Origin of the sequence: Solibacillus cecembensis (assembly GCF_050272495.1) — a bacterium.
Taxonomy (GTDB): Bacteria; Bacillota; Bacilli; order Bacillales_A; family Planococcaceae; genus Solibacillus; species Solibacillus cecembensis.
In genome coordinates, this window is record NZ_JBNNMF010000013.1 from 69,023 (window position 1) to 86,964 (window position 17,942).

13 protein-coding genes are annotated in these 17,942 nt (G+C 38.1%); all 13 read left to right on the top strand.

What is annotated here, in order from left to right; all coding sequences use genetic code 11:
• The first annotated feature begins 143 nt into the window (after positions 1-143).
• The 13 genes from ACQKIH_RS12900 to ACQKIH_RS12960 all read left to right on the top strand — a co-directional run bounded on the left by ACQKIH_RS12900 (position 144) and on the right by ACQKIH_RS12960 (position 17,925).
• Positions 144-854 (top strand): phosphonate C-P lyase system protein PhnL, encoded by a 711-nt coding sequence (locus ACQKIH_RS12900; protein ID WP_057984313.1) that lies wholly within the window; start codon positions 144-146, stop codon positions 852-854.
• A complete protein-coding gene (locus tag ACQKIH_RS12905) occupies positions 851-1,672 on the top strand; it encodes a PHP domain-containing protein (protein WP_057984311.1) in 822 nt (273 codons plus the stop codon). The genes ACQKIH_RS12900 and ACQKIH_RS12905 overlap by 4 nt, the downstream gene beginning before the upstream one ends.
• A 31-nt stretch (positions 1,673-1,703) precedes the next feature.
• A complete protein-coding gene (locus ACQKIH_RS12910; protein WP_427766598.1) occupies positions 1,704-2,729 on the top strand; it encodes a PhnD/SsuA/transferrin family substrate-binding protein in 1,026 nt (341 codons plus the stop codon).
• A 102-nt stretch (positions 2,730-2,831) separates the two neighbouring features.
• Positions 2,832-3,596 (top strand): phosphonate ABC transporter ATP-binding protein, encoded by a 765-nt coding sequence (phnC, locus tag ACQKIH_RS12915; protein ID WP_427766600.1) that lies wholly within the window; start codon positions 2,832-2,834, stop codon positions 3,594-3,596.
• 12 nt (positions 3,597-3,608) lie between these two features.
• Complete coding sequence (phnE, locus tag ACQKIH_RS12920; RefSeq protein ID WP_427766602.1) at positions 3,609-4,394, top strand: phosphonate ABC transporter, permease protein PhnE; 786 nt, start codon at positions 3,609-3,611, stop codon at positions 4,392-4,394.
• Positions 4,394-5,248: an ABC transporter permease subunit gene (locus ACQKIH_RS12925; RefSeq protein WP_427766604.1), complete on the top strand. Its 855-nt coding sequence runs from the start codon at positions 4,394-4,396 to the stop codon at positions 5,246-5,248. Before phnE ends, ACQKIH_RS12925 begins: the two co-directional genes overlap by 1 nt.
• 256 nt (positions 5,249-5,504) lie before the next feature.
• Positions 5,505-6,140: a TVP38/TMEM64 family protein gene (locus ACQKIH_RS12930; RefSeq protein WP_427766607.1), complete on the top strand. Its 636-nt coding sequence runs from the start codon at positions 5,505-5,507 to the stop codon at positions 6,138-6,140.
• 111 nt (positions 6,141-6,251) lie between these two features.
• The gene (gene addB, locus ACQKIH_RS12935; protein WP_427766609.1) at positions 6,252-9,872 is read left to right on the top strand and encodes a helicase-exonuclease AddAB subunit AddB; all 3,621 of its coding nucleotides are present in this window, start codon (positions 6,252-6,254) and stop codon (positions 9,870-9,872) included.
• The gene (gene addA / locus ACQKIH_RS12940; protein WP_427766612.1) at positions 9,856-13,578 is read left to right on the top strand and encodes a helicase-exonuclease AddAB subunit AddA; all 3,723 of its coding nucleotides are present in this window, start codon (positions 9,856-9,858) and stop codon (positions 13,576-13,578) included. The genes addB and addA overlap by 17 nt, the downstream gene beginning before the upstream one ends.
• Positions 13,579-13,589: 11 nt before the next feature.
• Positions 13,590-14,765, top strand: a complete 1,176-nt coding sequence (locus ACQKIH_RS12945) for a DUF418 domain-containing protein (RefSeq protein WP_427766614.1) — start codon at positions 13,590-13,592, stop codon at positions 14,763-14,765.
• Between the two features lie 56 nt (positions 14,766-14,821).
• A complete protein-coding gene (locus tag ACQKIH_RS12950) occupies positions 14,822-15,724 on the top strand; it encodes a fumarylacetoacetate hydrolase family protein (RefSeq protein ID WP_427766617.1) in 903 nt (300 codons plus the stop codon).
• A 198-nt stretch (positions 15,725-15,922) separates the two neighbouring features.
• Complete coding sequence (locus ACQKIH_RS12955) at positions 15,923-16,282, top strand: YisL family protein (RefSeq protein WP_057984293.1); 360 nt, start codon at positions 15,923-15,925, stop codon at positions 16,280-16,282.
• A gap of 173 nt (positions 16,283-16,455) precedes the next feature.
• Positions 16,456-17,925 carry an alpha-amylase family glycosyl hydrolase gene (locus ACQKIH_RS12960; protein WP_427766619.1) on the top strand — a complete coding sequence of 490 codons (1,470 nt, stop codon included), beginning with the start codon at positions 16,456-16,458 and terminating at the stop codon, positions 17,923-17,925.
• The last annotated feature ends 17 nt before the right edge of the window (positions 17,926-17,942 follow it).

The following is a 17,942-nucleotide window of genomic DNA, read 5'->3' on the forward strand; positions in this document are numbered from 1 at the left end:
TTCAAACCCCGGCTGAATCAAGTTAAGCCCCGGCGGATGTCACAGATTTTTAAGGGGAGCTTTTCGAGCGAGCTCGAAAAAATCTGGACGCAATTACGCCGAGACGTAATTGATTAAAAAATTAAGATGGGAGGTAGGATTTAATGGCTCAATTACTAGAAGTAAAAGCATTAAATAAATCGTTCACCATTCATCATTTGGATAAGACGATACATGCAGTGAAGGATATTAATTTTTCGTTAGATGAAGGACAATTTATTGGGATTGTCGGAAAAAGTGGTAGTGGGAAATCGACCATTTTGAAAATGATTTACCGAACATATTTGCCAGAAGAAGGCGAAATCATCTACCACTCAAAGCAGTTTGGAAAAATGGATTTAATGTGTGCTGCGGAAAGGGAAATGATCTATTTACGTAAATATGAAATTGGCTATGTTTCACAGTTTTTAAGTGTGATGCCAAGAACAACAGCACGTGCAATTGTCGAAAACTCAGTTATTGAAATGGGAAAATCACGTCAGGAAGCAAAGCAAGTTGCGGAAGAAGCACTTCGTCATTTTGATTTAGACCCAGAGCTTTGGGATAACTATCCTGTTACGTTTTCAGGCGGTGAAAAGTTAAGGCTTAATATAGCGAGCGCAATTGTCAAAAAACCTCGTCTATTATTACTAGATGAGCCGACTGCTAGCTTAGATGATGCCTCAAAAGTGAAGGTTCGTGAGGCGATTGAAAAGCTGAAGCAAGAAGGAACAACGCTCATCGGTATTTTTCATGATTTGCAATTTATGGACGGGCTTTGTGATAAAGTATTTGATTTTCAACAAGGAAAGTGTTTGGAAGGAGAAATCGTATGATAGCCGATTTACATATTCATTCCAATTATTCCGATGGTTCAAATACAGTGGAAGAAATTATGGAAATGGCTAGTAAAAAGGGTGTTTCGCTTATTGGGCTTGTGGATCATGACACAATTCGGGGAATTGAACATGCCAGGCAAGCTGGAAATCAAAGAGGAATTACAGTTATTCCAGCAATAGAAATATCCGCTTATGACTTCAAAAGAAATCGCAAAGTGCATATTTTAGGCTATGGATTTCAAAAAGATGCAAAGCATATTCAACAGCTTTGTGAGCCGCTCTTACAGCGAAGACATGCAAACTCTCTTTGGCAAATTGAACAGCTGCAGGCGAACGGTTATGAGATTACTTGTGAAGAAGTAGTAAAGAATGCATCTCCAGGAGGCATTATATATAAACAGCATATGATGGCATGCTTAACGACTGCGCATTTCACGACGCCAGCGTATAAACGATTATATAAAGCGCTATTTAAAGGCGATGGCATTTGTGCACGAGATATTGAATACGTCGATGCGATTGAAGCGGTACAGGCCATTAAGAAAGATGGAGGATTGGCAGTTTTAGCTCATCCTGGTCAGCTCAATTCATTTGATCTCATTCCAGAGCTTGTACAAAATGGTCTGGATGGAATTGAACGGAATCATTTTGATCATTCAAAGGAAGATATGAAAAAAGTAGAGGCATATGCAAAGGAATTTAGCCTATTTTTAACAGGTGGCAGCGATTTTCACGGAAATTTTGGAACGGCTATTCAAATTGGAGAAGTCACTTGCCCAGCAGATGCGGTGCAAAAGTTTATGTCGATTGTCTAAAAAACAAACTACACTATTGAGGGAGAGTCTAATGAAAAAATCACTTTTATCAATTGCGATGTTACTTCTTTTAGCTACTATTTTAGGTGCTTGTTCGAATGAAAAATCAGCTAGCTCTAAGGATATTACAATGGTATGGTACCCGAACGAATCTGGAAATGACTTAAAAGCTGCACGTGATGAGATTGGCAAAGTGATAGAAGAAGCTACAGGAAAGAAAGTCGAGCATAAATTAACGACGGATTATGCAGTAGCCATTGAATCAATTGCTGGTGGTAAAGCACAACTCGCTTTCATGGGTGCTCAAGGTTATATTGAAGCAAAAAATAAAAGTGAAACAGTTGAACCAGTTGTTGTGCCAAGTGGAGTATCGGGTACATTAGAGGATGCTGTTTATTATAGTTGGTTAGCAGCTCGACAAGCAGATACTGAGAAATATAAGACAAATGGTGAATTTTCGATTGATAATATTGAAAATTCTAAATTCTCATTCGTATCAAGTAGTTCAACTTCAGGATTTAAAGTGCCATCAAGTAGTATTGTCTCTCACTTTTCAAAAGAAGAACAGTGGAAAGACTTAACTGCGGAAGATTTAATGGAAGGCGACAAATTCTTTAAAGAGGTTTTATATGGGGACTCACATCAAGGATCTGCTATTAACTTATTAAGTGAGCGCGCCGATGTTGCAGCATTTTGTGATACATGTGTAGGGAACTACATTGAGTTAGCTGATGGAGATGCAAATAGTGTCGGTGCAACTTATAAAGTGAGACAAGATGCTGCAGAGCCATTTAATAAATTACCAGGAGAAGAATTTACATTAATTAGCGTAACACCTGTATTAAATTCTCCATTTGTAGCAAATACAGAAACACTAGGTGAGGAAGATTTAAAGAAAATCCAAGATGCTTTAACATCTGATGTAGTTGGAAACAATGAAAAGATTTTCGTGCCTGAAGGATCTGATGTTTCGGGTCTCTTTAAAAAGACAGCGGAAGAACGTTTTATCGTTGCAGAAGATGCTTGGTTTAATCCAGTTCGCGAACTTTCAAAATAATCAATAGAAGAACTTTTTCAAAGGGGCGTATTCATCAAGTAGCTTAACGATGTAGAGCGCTCCTTTGCTTGAAATGAAAATCTGATTTGAGGAGTTTTTAGCATGCCTTTATTAGAAGTGAAAAATATTACGAAACAGTATGAAAAAGATAAAAAAGTTTTGTCGGGGATTAGCTTTGATGTAAATGGAGGAGAATTTATTTCCATCATTGGTCCATCTGGTGCTGGAAAGTCGACATTGCTTCGTTGTATTAATCGTATGGTTGATTTTTCAAGCGGTGAAATCCTTTTTCATAATACTGATATTATGTCCTTGTCTAAAAAAGATTTACGCAAATATCGTACGCAAATCGGGATGATTTTCCAACACTATAATTTGGTGTCACGTTTAACGGTCATTGAAAATGTATTACATGGTAGATTGGGCTATAAAACGACTTTACAAGGTATCATGACTCGTTTTACAGAAGAAGAGAAAAAAGAGGCATTTCATCTGTTAGAGAAGTTGGGAATGAGGGAACATGCATACAAAAGATGCGACCAGTTGAGTGGAGGTCAAAAGCAGCGGGTAGGTATTGCACGTGCGCTAATTCAGCAACCAAAAATATTGCTTTGTGACGAACCGATCGCTTCCCTCGATCCAAATTCCTCTAAAGTAATTATGGATCATTTGAAAAATATATCACAAGAACTACGTATTACATGTATTGTAAATTTGCATCAAGTCGATGTGGCGAAACATTATTCTGAGCGAATTATTGGGCTAAATGGCGGTCAGATTGTTTATGATGGGGCTCCTCAAGAACTAACAACAACTAATATCCATCAAATATATGGATCAGAAGCTGAAAATCTCATCTTGGCATAGGAGTGAAAATGAATGAAAATCGATGTATATAGAAAAAAGAAGCGTCAATTTACAATTTTTTCTCTCATTGTCCTTTGCATGACATTCATAACGGCTAAGCTGACCAATTTTAGTTTCGTACAAGGGATTTCTTCAGTCCCGGAAGCCTTTAGGTGGATGGGCTCTAACCTTCTCATTACGCGTGAATCATTTGAGAAGATGCCTTCTATACTAGATAAATTGATAGAAACAATATTTTTATCGATTACGGCTACAACGACAGCTAGTATCATCGCATTGCTGCTGGCGCTATTAGGCTCACAAACGACGAAAGTTAATGGTTTTTTTAGTACATTGAGCCGCTTTATTGCATCAGTATTTCGGAATATCCCGATTGTAGCGTGGGCTTTAATTTTATTATTATCATTTGGCCAAAATGCGCTCACAGGTTATTTTGCTTTATTTTTGGCAACATTAGGATTTTTAACACGAGTCTTTACAGAGACAATTGATGAAACAAGTAACAGCTCGGTTGAAGCACTTCAAGCAACAGGAGCGAACTATTATCAAGTAGTGTCAAAAGCGGTGCTACCAGAATGTTCCCCGCAAATGATTAGCTGGATTTTATTCATGATCGAAACGAATATTAGAAGTTCTACACTAGTCGGAATTTTAACAGGAACAGGTATCGGTTTTGCCTTTGATTTGTATTACAAAAGCATGAACTATAATGTTGTGAGCCTCATTACGTTAAGTATTGTAGTAGTTGTCATTGCAATCGAGTTGATCTCCAACTATATTAGGAGGGTTATTTTGTAATGGATACCGTAAAAAGTAGTGTAACCTTTGATATAAGAACGAAGCCATCAGGAAAGATTAAAATAACAAATTGGAATAAGTCGAAGGTTGTTATGACAGGGACGTTACTTGTCTTAACCTTATTAACGATTTACGGATTTCTAACGTTTGACTATAAAGAAATTAACTTGATCCAAGCCACTTTGGATACACTGGCTAATTTGAAACTTATGTTTTTACAGGCAAACTTAAACAACTTTACTTTAGCAGAAGCCATTTATCAAATTGGTTTGACAGTAGGGTTAGCGTTTTTAGCGACGATCATTGGTGCGGTCATTTCATTATTCATTGCCTTATTTGCGGCAAAAAATTTATCTCCAAAACCGTTAGCTAATACGATCATCATTTTTATCGCGTTCATTCGTGCTGTCCCGACCGTTTTATGGGTGTTCATATTTGCCATTGCAGCAGGTCTTGGAAGTGAGGCAGCTATACTAGGGATGCTTCTTCATACAGTTGCCTTTTTAGTAAAAGCTTTTGCGGAGTCAATTGAAGAGCTGGATGCTGGCGTAATAGAAGCGTTACGTGCGAGTGGTGCGAACTGGTGGCATGTCGTAACAAATGCCGTCATCCCATCTACTATGACGTCACTATTATCATGGACCTTCCTTCGATTTGAAACGAATTTTACTGTTGCTGTAGCAATGGGGGCAGTTGCTGGTGCTGGTGGTATCGGCTTTGAACTGTTCATGGCATCAGGTTTCTATTTTGATATGAAAGAAGTAGGGTTTATTACGTATGCGATTCTTCTCATTGCTGTTATGTTAGAATTTATGTCAACGAGATTAAAAAAACGCTACATCGTGAAAAGTTAAAGACCTTAATATGCTAAAAAAGAGGTTTGGTCGTCTAATTCATAGACTTTCAAACCACTTTTTGTGATTGAAAGACTCACTTATGTATTTTTCCAACCAAACCTCCTCACATTTTAAAAGCATCCATAACAAATAGAACTTTCACAGAACCTAACCCCTACAAATGTCGAATTATGGTATTATGTAAGAAAAGAAATATAAAAGAAATAATATTCAGTAAAAAAGGAAATGCTTGTTGGTAGTAGGGGTGAATTCTATGTTTGATTGGCTTAGTATTGATAATCTTGAGGCGGTAATTGAACAATATAAATTATTAGGTCCATTTGCAGGAATTATTTTAACATTTATCGAATCTTTTATACCAATTTTGCCACTGTTCGTTATTGTAGTAGCAAATGCCAGTGCGTACGGATTATTTTGGGGATTCCTGTTATCTTGGATAGGCACGGTGGCAGGATCCTATGCCTTTTTCCTGCTCATTCGCAAATTCGGGAATCATCGTATTTTTAAACCAATAAAAGGACAGCAGCAAATAAAAAAGCTCATTCATTGGGTAGATATCCGAGGGTTTACGCCACTATTTATTTTACTTTGTTTACCATTCACACCAGTTGTTGTTGTCAATAGCGTTGCGGGTCTTTCAAATATAAAAAGGAAATATTATCTGTTTACATTGTTCGCTTCTAAGCCAGTCATGATTTTTTTGATGAGCTATTTAGGGAGTGATTTACGGGCGATATTAAGTGCACCAGTAAAAATCATCGTTTCTGGTCTTATTATTTTGGCAATTTGGGGCATCGGTAAATTTGTGGAAAGAAGTTTAAATAAGCGAGTAGAACGGGATTTACGAGCAATCGATCAAAATAAAAAAGATAAACTACAAGGAATGTGAGTACTAAAAAGTGCTCATATTTCTTTTTTCGCGTGTTATGTTCTAAATGATATGAGAACATACATTCTTGTTGTATAATGGGATAAACAATTGAAAAAAGAGGTGGGAAATGTGTCATTACGCGTCATATCAGGAAGAGCAGGAACAGGGAAAACGGCATTTGTTCATAAAGAAATCGTAGAAGATCTGAAAGAGAATCCACTCGGGTCACCCATTTTTATTATCGTCCCTGACCAAATGACCTTCTCAACGGAATATGAATTAACAAATCATTATGGTCTTGATGGAATTATGCGTGCCCAAGTCATGACATTCAAACGATTAGCATGGTTTGTTTTGCAAAGTGAAGGGGGCATTACGAAAGAGCGAATTGATGGGACAGGTTATCGCATGTTAATTCGTCGTATTTTAGAAGAACATAAGGAAGAGTTTTTATTATTCCGCCAGGCAGCAGGCAAACGAGGATTTACAAAAGAAGTCGAACAAATTTTAAAAGAGTTTAGCCAATATAATATTAATGTTGAAACAATTGAGCCCCTAATAGATACGTTAAAGGAAACTGGTGCAAGTAAAATCCTTCTTCATAAAATGCATGATTTACAAATTATTTTAAAGCAATTAAATGAACGCATTGGGCTGGATTATGTAGATGGTGATGGTTATTTCCCACTGTTAATCGAGCGGATGCCAAAGATGGAAAGTTTGCGTGAAACACATGTCTATTTAGACGGGTTTGTATCATTTACGGGGCAAGAATTTGCGATTTTAAAGCAACTTTTACTGTATACGAAGCGTGTGACGGTTGTTTTACCATTTGAAGATGCACAGCGTGATAAATTGGAAGGTGCTGTATTTTATCGTGCTGCGATGTCCTATGAAAAATTACAACATGAACTGAAAAAAATACAAGTTGAAAACAACATCACAATTGAAGAAGAGCAACGAATTCATCTCGACATGAATTATCGTTCGAAACATGCAGAACTCTATCATATTGAGCAAAATTTCCATGCACCATATTTCGCACCCATCTATGCCCAGCATCATATACAAGTCATTGAAGCTGCGAATCCTCGTGCAGAAGTGCAGGCAATTGCCCAGGAAATAAAACGTTTAGTTGTCGAAGAAGGCAAGCGGTATAAGGATATCGGGATTATGTATCGTCAAGCGGATGTGTATGATGCGATACTTGCGACGACGTTTAAACAATACGAAATTCCATTGTTTTCTAATGAAAAGCGGTCGATGTTATATCATCCATTAATCGAATTTAGTCGTTCAGTATTAGAAATTATTACAACTAATTGGAAGTATGAACCGATTTTCCGCAGTGTCAAAACTGATTTGTATTTTGCTCAAAATGCGAAAATTGCCGAAATGCGTGATCAAGTAGATGTTTTGGAGAACTTTGTCATTGCCAAAGGAATTGTTCATGATCGCTGGTTTAATGAAGAAGTTTGGCATTATCGCCGCTTTAAATCACTCGAAAAAATTAATGCAATCCAAACAGAAGATGAACTGAAACAAGAGAAGCGTTTAAAAGAAGCGCGAGATATTATCCGCAAACCTGTGTCTGCTTTACAGCAAAAATTGAAGCAAGCGAAAACAGGTCGTGAAATTGTCATTGCGCTCTATGAATTTATGGATCAACTTGACGTGTATAAAAAGCTTGTCAAAATGCAAGAAAAGGAAGAGCAAGCAAATGCACTTCATCAATCTTTTGAGCATGAACAAGCATGGAATGGCTGGGTGCATATTTTAGAGCAGTTTGACTTAATGTTTGGTAATAAAGAAATAACTGTCGAGGATGCTGCGCAAATTTTAGATGAAGGCTTTGAGACGCTGCAATTTTCTAGTGTCCCGCCGACTTTAGATGAAGTAACCGTTTCGACACTTGAATTTGCTCGTTTTGATAATATGCAGGCGATTTTCATTATTGGCGTGAATGATGGGGTGTATCCGATGCGTATGGATGCTGGGGGACTTTTATCCGATGATGAACGCGCAACGTTTGAAAAGTCGGATTTTGAGCTAGCACCAGGAATAAAAAGTCGATTACTTCAGGAGAGCTTTTTATTTTACCGAGCGATTTCATCACCAACGGATAACCTGTTTATTACCTTTTCAAGTGCTGACGAAGAAAGTAAGGGCAAGCTCCCTTCGTTGTATATTAACCGTTTGCATAAATTATTCGAGGTGGAGACAGCGGATGGGGAAAAGCAAAAAACATTACCACATAAGCGTGTAGACATTGATCCGCTCGAGGAAATCGATTCGAAACAAATATTAAATTATTTACGTCATCCATCACCAGCAGTCGGCTTTTTAATGACGCAATTGAAAAAAGCGCAACTCGAGCAAAAGCCATTAAAGGTGGAGTGGAGCGCATTACAAGCATTTTATGAGCGCCAGCCAAAATGGCAAGAGGTGTTAGCATTTGTCACGAAGCCACTTACCCAGGTAAATGAAGCGGAGCCTTTGACCGAGGAAATGGCAACAAAATTATACGGAGAAGATTTTTTAGCAAGTGTATCCCGCATTGAAAAATTTTATAGCTGTCCGTATTCACATTTTGCTTCATACGGCCTAAAGTTGCAGGAACGTGCGGAATTTAAATTGGAAACGTTCGCAATGGGTGATTTATTCCATGAAGCGATTCGCAAAATTTTATCTGATAATGAGCAGCCGATTCCACTGAATAATTACCGCGCATGTTATGAGCAGGCTGATCAAACGGTCACTGCTTTGGTTAATTATTTCTCTTACAGTATTTTAAAAAGTAGTCATCGGTTTGAATACATTAAAACGAAGCTCGTGAAAATTGTCGCGCGCACATTATTTGCACTTATTAATCAAAGTGAGCTTTCCAAATTTAAAGCGATTGCCCACGAAAAACCTTTTGGAAAACGCGATGATAAAAACGCAGAAAAGGATGACCAAAATCCATTAAAGCCGTTAGAAATTGAACTTGAAAATAATCGTAAAATGTATGTGCGTGGACAAATTGACCGAATTGATGCGTATAAAGATGCGGAAAACCTATATTTACGTGTCATTGATTATAAATCGAGTGGGCGAAAATTAGATTTTACAGAAGTGTATAACGGCATTTCGATGCAATTATTAACGTATTTAGATGTTGCATTACAAAATGTACCGATTTTAGCGAAGGAAAGTAAGTTTGTCAGTGATTTATCAGAGCTCGAAAATATTATTGTACAAGCAGCTGGTATGTTCTATTTACATGTGCATAATCCACTTATTCAAACGGAAGATTACACAGAGCTTGAAAAAATTGAAGGGTTGCGTCAAGAAAAGTTTAAATTAAGTGGCTATATGTTAAAAGACGTGGAAGTTGCGCAATTAATGGATACGTCATTAGAGCCAAGTAAAACGTCGATCATCGTACCAGCAGCATTTAAAAAAGATGAAAATCTTGAATTTAATGGGCGCTCGTCAAAAGTAATTGAGCCAAAAAATATGGAAAACCTTCAGCAATTTGTCCACCATAAATTACGTGATGCAGGCAATGAAATTTACCGTGGAAACACAGAAATAAAGCCTTATAGTTTGAGCAATCATACTGCATGTACGTTTTGTAACTATAAGTCCGTCTGTCAATTTGACCAAGCTGAAGCGGGCAATCGTTTCAATGAGTTGAAAAAACAATCGGAGCAAGAAGTATTTGAAAATATTGATAAGGTGGTATGCATGCATGATGATTCCAACTAAACCGGAAAATGTTCAATGGACAGATGTACAGTGGAAAGCCATCTATGCATCAGGTCATGATATTTTAGTATCGGCAGCGGCAGGCTCTGGGAAAACGGCTGTCTTAATTGAACGTCTTATTCAAAAGATTTTAGCGCCAGAAGGTCGTCGTATTGATGTGGATGAATTATTAGTCGTGACATTTACAAACGCTTCGGCAGCTGAAATGCGTAATCGAATGGCAGAGGCGCTGGAAAAATCGATCGAACAAGATCCGCATAATGCATTTTTACGACGACAGCTTAGCTTATTAAATAAAGCACAAATTTCGACGCTGCACTCTTTTTGCCTAACGATTTGCCGTGAATTTGCGTATACGATTGACTTAGATCCAGGTTTTCGTTTAGCGAGTACAGAAGAAGCGGCATTAATGCAAGATGATGTGTTAATGGACGTACTTGAAAAAGCGTATCGCGGGGATATGGACCATTTATTTACGAAAGAAGAGCTGTATACACTTGTCGATAGTTTTGCTACGGATCGCAGTGACCAAGCGATTGAAAAGCTCTTGCAGGAAATGTATAAAGTGTCGCGTGTACAGCCTGATCCGTATGAATGGTTACGCGCATTACCTGATAAATATGACATTGACGAACAAATGCCGATTGATGATTTAGTAATTGCTCAGGAAATTCGCCCGATGATTGTGGCGAACTTAAAAGAAATAGTCGCGCGTCTTGAAAAAGGGTACAAAATTGTTTCTGTACAGCCGGCACTACAAAAAAATGAAGCCCTTTTTGCAAATGAATACGGGGCAGCAAAGCAAGTACTTGAAGCGATGGAAAGTGGTACGTGGGAAGAAGCGTATGCATTAATGCCACTTATTAAATTTGAGCGAATTAAGGCTGTTACTAAAAAAGATACGGAAGAGGATCAGCGTTTTTATCAAGTTGCAAAAGGTTATCGTGATCAGGCGAAGGACATGCTCGCCACTTTATCGGAAACATTTTTTGCGCGTCATCCGAAACTATATGTGAAGGAAATGGCAGAAACAAAGCCCATTATTGAAACACTCGTTAAATTAACGATTGAATTTAGTGAAGCATTCAAACAAGCAAAGCAAGAGCGTGGGTTACTCGATTTTTCAGATTTGGAGCATTATGCGTTAGAAATTTTATCGCATGCTGAAATCAAAACGATACCACCAACGCCATCTGAAGTAGCGATAAATTTCAAGGAACGCTTTAATGAAGTGCTTGTGGACGAATATCAAGATGTCAATTTTTTGCAGGAAACAATTCTCCAACTTGTGAAAAGCGGAGGTGAGGCGGACGGGAATATGTTTATGGTCGGCGATGTAAAACAGTCGATCTACGCGTTTCGATTAGCTGAGCCACGTTTATTCCTTGAAAAATATAAACGATTTGATGAAAATCCAGTCAATAATGGCATGAAAATCGATTTAAATGCGAATTTCCGAAGTCGTTCTGAAGTATTAGACGGCACGAACTATGTATTTGAGCAAATTATGGACGAAGAAGTTGGTGATATTCAATATGATGAACAAGCAAAATTAAAGTTTGGTGCTAGTTATGATGAGCAGCAAATGCCAGTTGAGCTTGTTTTATTAGAGGGTGATGCCAAGCTGCAAACGATTGCAAATTCAGATGGTGATGGGGAAGAAGAGGAAAGTATTAGCGCGGCGCAACAAGAGTCACGCTATATTATTAATCGGATTCAAGAAATGGTCAGAGGTGGCGCGCAAGTTTACAACCCAAAAACAAAATTAACGCGTCCAATCAGTTACCGAGATATCGTTGTGCTCATGCGCTCACGTACGTGGTATGCGACGTTTGCTGAGGAGTTTAAGATGGCGGGGCTACCGCTTTATGCCGAAACAGATGGTGGTTATTTTGAATCATTAGAAGTGATGATTATGCTGAATACGTTAAAGGTAATTGATAATCCGTATCAAGATATCCCGCTCGCATCTGTTTTACGTTCTCCTTTCATCGGTTTAACTGAAAATGAGCTAGCGGCCATTCGTTTAATTAATGGGAAAGTACCGTTTTATGAAGCGTTGAAGCAATATATGGTCAAAGCATCTGGTGAAATGACGATTGCAACCGAGCAAAAGCTACAAAAGTTTTTGACGCTCCATGAAAAATGGCGTAACTTTTCTCGTCACGGCTCGCTTGCAGACTTAATTTGGCAAGTATATTTAGATACGAGTTACTTTGAAATGATCGGGGCAATGGTGAATGGGAAACAGCGCCAGGCAAACTTACGCGCGCTTCATGACCGCGCACTGAGCTATGAAAAAACATCTTTCCGTGGTTTATTCCGTTTTTTACGATTTATCGACCGGATGCATTCGCGCGGGGACGATTTAGGCATTGCCAAATCAATTGGAGAAGCCGATGATGTGGTCACGCTATTGACGATTCATAAATCAAAGGGCTTGGAATATCCTGTCGTTTTTGTGGCGGGGATGAGTCGCGGGTTTAACACGAAAGATTTAGGCAACCGCTACATTTTTGACCAAGACTTTGGACTCGCTATTAAGTCTGTCAATCCAGATTTAAACATCATGTCAACGTCACTGCCGCATTTATATGTAAAAGAAAAAAAGCTTGCCAAAATGAAGGCTGAAGAAATGCGCATTCTTTATGTGGCGATGACCCGAGCGAAAGAGCAGTTAATTTTAGTTGGTTCGATTAAAGATTGGGAAAAGCAAAAAGAAGAGTGGTCATTTTATCAGGAGTTAGAGGAAATGGTGTTGCCGAGCTATACGCGTTCGAAAGCGAATCATTATTTAAGTTGGGTTGGACCAGCTGTTGCAAGGCATCAGGACTTTTTATTTGCACAATATGGCAAGCGCAATGATGCAGTGCAGACAGCGAAATGGTTTGTGAATATCATTTCAAATGAAGCATTTCTAGCTGCGGCTGGAACAGAGGAAGAAATGATTGCGGCAGAGCAAGTAGCGCAAGTGGATGAATCGCTCGTGGAATTATTAACACAACGTTTTTTAAAGACGTATCCGTACGAACATGCGACGTTGAAAAAATCCAAAACTTCCGTAAGTGAATTGAAGCGATTAGAAAGTCTGCAACGAATGGAAGAAGAGCAAGTTTATAATTCGAGTGCAGTAAACTATGTGAAAGCGGCTGTTCCGAGCTTTATGTTAAAGAAAAAGGAACGTAAGCTATCAGCAACAGAAGTCGGTACGGCGGTTCATGCGGTAATGCAGCATATGCCACAGGAAGGCTTTCAAACACTGGCAGAAACGGAAGATTTCATTCAATCACTCGTTATGCGCGAGTTATTACAACAACTTGAAGCGGATGCAATCGAGGCGGAAAGGGTGTTTGATTTCTTCAATACAGATGTGGGCCAACGCTTTAAGCATGCTAAACAAATATTACGTGAAGTACCGTTTACATGGAGTTTGAAAGATGCTGATGGAGATGCGCAAATTATTCAAGGGGTCATTGATTGTCTTTTTGAAGATGAACTGGGTCAATGGGTGCTGCTTGACTATAAAACAGATCGAATTGAAAGTAGCATTTTAGACGATTTGGAGAAAGTTAAACGAAAAATGACAAAAACGTATCACATTCAATTAAACTATTATCAACAAGCTATTGAATCCATTAAACAAGTCAAAGTAAGTGAACGTTTCTTGTATTTATATAGTATTGGGAAAGAAGTGAAAATTGATTAGGGGGCTTTTTTGTGAACTTTCGGCCAGTAGGTACGCAGGATCGGGTAGCGACACTCGATATTTTAAGAGGATTTAGCTTGCTCGGCATTTTATTAGTAAATATGTTCGGTTTTTATTTACCAATGCCCCATATTACAGGGATAGAAGATTGGTTTACAGCTGCACAAGACATCATTTTACAACAACTTTTAGATATTTATGTGCAAAGTAGTTTTTACCCGTTATTTTCTATGTTATTCGGGTATGGTTTAGCAATGCAGTTTTTAAAAGCAAAAGCATCTGGCACAAACTTTTATAAATTTGCACCGAAAAGATTAGTCATTTTATTTAGTATTGGCATGATCCACGCCTTCCTTATTTGGTGGGGGGATATTTTAGCGACGTATGCATTTTGTGGTGTCTTTTTATTAGCATTAATCCGTTTACCTGCTAAATGGCTATTATTTACTGCGATTATTGTGAATGGGTTATACCATAGTGCATTATTAGGCTTATATGCGCTTGGTGGTATTTTCAATCAACCAATGGAAGTGCTATCGGTAGATATTACCGCGGTTCAAAATGCAATTACGGCATATGGTGTCGGCACATGGATGGATGCTTTTGTGCAACGTTTAGATGATTTAGCTATTCAAATGAGTCCATTTATGTTGATATCTTCCTTGTTCACGATATTACCTTATATGCTTATTGGCGCAGCGCTTGCGAAGTGGAAGTTGATTGAACGTGCGAGAGAAAAGCTTATCACTTGGGTTGTATTAGCAGTTGTTGGTTTAGGCGTCGGCATTTATTTAAAGAGTCTTCCGATTGCGTCAGCTCGTACGTACGGCTATGAATATTTACAAGTATTCGTAGGGGGACCGATTTTGGCGGTAGGTTACATCGCGGTCATCGTATTAATTTGTTTACTTCCTATTGCGGTGAAAGTTTTAGCGCCAATTGCGAAAGCAGGGAGAATGTCCATGACACTTTATATTATGCAATCGATTGTTTGTACAACGCTATTTTATCATTGGGGCTTCGGATTATTCGGGCAAGTGGATGTCCAAATGGGGATTTACATTGCCATCGCTCTATTTATCGTTCAAATCTTGTTTGCAGAGCTATGGTTTGCGAAATTTAAGCAAGGTCCGCTTGAGGCACTGATCAAAAGATTAACGTACGGGAAAATATTATCAGAAAAGTAAGGTAATTCATCTAGTTTTGTTGTATCATGTAGAAAAAAGAAGGAGCTCCTCACATTATGAAATTGTTATCTTTTAAATTAAATGGACAAGTAAAGTTCGGCCCAAAAGTAAAAAAAGAAGAAGCGGTATGGGATGTTATTGAAATTCAAAAACAGTTAAAAATACTGCCTTCGTTTCCCGAAACTATTATTGATGGTATAGCATTAGGTTTTGACTTTGTAGAGCAAGCGCGCAAGTTAGTGGACGCTGCACAAAAAGCTGAAAATGGTGCTCAATTTAAATATGCTTTTTCAGAAATCGAGTGGCTTTCTCCAATTCCGCGCACACCTAAAAATATTTTATGTGTTGGAAAAAACTACAATGATCATGCAAAAGAAATGGGTGCAGAGAAAGCACCGGAAGATATTATGATTTTCACGAAATCACCTACTGCAATTGCAGCGGATGAGTCAACATTACCGGTGCATGCAGATAAAACGGATTCTCTTGATTATGAAGGGGAACTAGCAATTGTCATCGGAAAACGCGGAAAAGATATTCCAAAAGGGATGGCCTTTGATTATATCTTCGGTTATACAATTGCCAATGACCTTACTGCTCGTGACCTTCAACAAAAACATAAGCAATTTTTCTTAGGGAAAAGCTTAGATGGTAGCTGTCCAATGGGGCCGTATTTAGTGACAAAGGATGAAATTCCGGATCCACATGCCTTGTCCATTGTGACGAAAGTGAATGGAGAAGTACGTCAAAATGGTTCGACAAAAGATATGATGTTTACAGTGGCAGATATTATTGCGATTTTATCTAAATATGTAACATTAGAGCCAGGAGATGTTATTTTAACAGGCACGCCTGCAGGGGTTGGCAAAGGGATGAATCCACCAACGTTTTTAAAAGCGGGCGACGAAGTGAAGATTTCAATTGAAGGAATCGGCACATTAGCAAATCGTTTTCAATGATTATTATTAATGAAATGCGAATGCAATAGTTTCATAAACTAGCAATTAGCAAGGACATCACCTGCCCAATTATTGTGCAGGTGATGTCCTTTTGAATGTGTGAGGATGGAACTAAGTTAAGCGGATTCATTGAATTTACACGCGCTCACATGGTAGGATATTGCATGTAGAGAAAAAATAGAAAAGGTGGAAATATACATGAGTTTCTTAACTAGTGCGACACATTTGCATATTACAACATGGGTAATTGCTTTAGTACTCTTCTTTATTGCAGCATTTGCAAGCAAAAAATTAACAGGTGTACATATGGGCTTACGTTTAATGTACATTTTAATGATCGTTTCTGGGGGCGCATTATTCTTAGAATACCGTGATGCATATGGTATGAACTATGATATGAAAGTTCTTTTCGCTATTTTAGTAATCGGCTTCATGGAAATGATTTTAGTGCGTAAAAATAAAGGGAAATCGGTTAACGTATTCTGGGTATTATTCGCAATTGTTTTAGCTGTTACATTATATTTAGGCTTAAGCACAGGAATCGGTATGAATTTCTAATCTTAAGTAAAACAACCACTTCGAGCGAAATTTGTTTGAAGTGGTTTTTGTATGAAGAGGACTAAATTGTCACGGATTCGTCGCAATTACTTGAAATAACTTTGGAAACATAGCGACCTGCCCACAATTTTTTGGTAAAATTATGTTGGATTTGTGAAAGTGAGGGAAAGACAGTGGGATTTAAAAAATGGATCGGCGCAGTTACTGCGGGTGTTCTACTTTCTACTACATTAATGTTGACACCAGCTGTACAGGCAGAAAAGAATCATACGATTGCTGATGAAAGTATATACGATTTATTAGTAGACCGTTTCTTTAATGGAATTGGTGCGAATGATGACGAATTAGTAAATGCAAAAGACCCAGCGATGTTTGCCGGTGGCGATTTTAATGGACTTATAAAAAAACTTGAGTATATTTCTGGCATGGGCTTTACAACGGTTTCGATTGGTTCCGTTTTCGCAACTGAAAAATATGATGGCTCCATGGTGACAAGTTATTCTACTCTTGAAAAGCATTTTGGTACGGAAGATGAGTTAAAGGAAGTTGTCAAAAAGTATAATGATTTAGATATGAAAGTTATGGTAGACTTCCCGATTTCAAATGTAAGCCCGAATCATGAATGGGCAAGCAAACCAAATTTTGTGGCGAGCTCGAAAGATGGACAAATTCAGTGGGATTTAGCGAATGCAGAAGTGCAAAAAGCGTTGATTGATGCAGCTGTACAATTTGTGAATACATATGATATCAATGGTATGCGCTTAACGAATATTGAAAATGCAGATGTATCTTTTGTGAATACATTGATTGATGAATTAAAAGAAGTAAAACCAGAACTATATGTGATCTCAAATACAGAAAGTGATGCTCATTTTGATGCGAAGTTTTATGCAGATACCGAGCAACTTTATCGTGGCGCGTTAAAAAATGTTGATTTAAATACAACGGTTTTAGATACGCATATTGAGGAGTTTATTACGGGAAAAGATGTACCGACTCAAGTAATGATCGACAATGTGTGGACAGATCGTTTTACGTTAGATGCGGAGAAAGAAAAGATGTACCCGCCAACACGTAATAAAATTGCGGTGTCAACTGCATTATTATTACCTGGCGTTCCCGTTGTACAATATGGTACTGAAATTGCGATGAATGGTACTGCTGGGGAAGAGGCGCACCAATATTACAATTTCAAAACAGATTCGGAGCTTGTTGACTATATTGGAAAACTGCAAACATTACGCAACAGTTCAGAAACACTGCGTAACGGTGAATTCAAATGGTTAAAGAATGAAGATGGCTATATGGTATTTGAACGTAAATCAGATACAGAAACTTGGATTGTTGTCATTAATAACTCAAGTAAAACGAAACGTATTAATATCCCAGTCTCAGAGCTTGGTGAAGGAAAAGAGCTTCGTGGAATGTTTGATAGTGAAATTATCCGCACAAATAAGGATGAGAATTATACTGTCATTTTAGACCGCGAAATGGTAGAAGTTTATCAAGTGATCGAAGCACGCGGGATTAACACATCTTATATCGTGGCGTTAAGCTTAGTTGTGGTTATTTACACAATATTCATGATTGTCATTATAAAACGTGGTCGCAAACGTCGTGCTGAACAAGCTCAGGCGAAGTAAAATCAAAATCATCATTT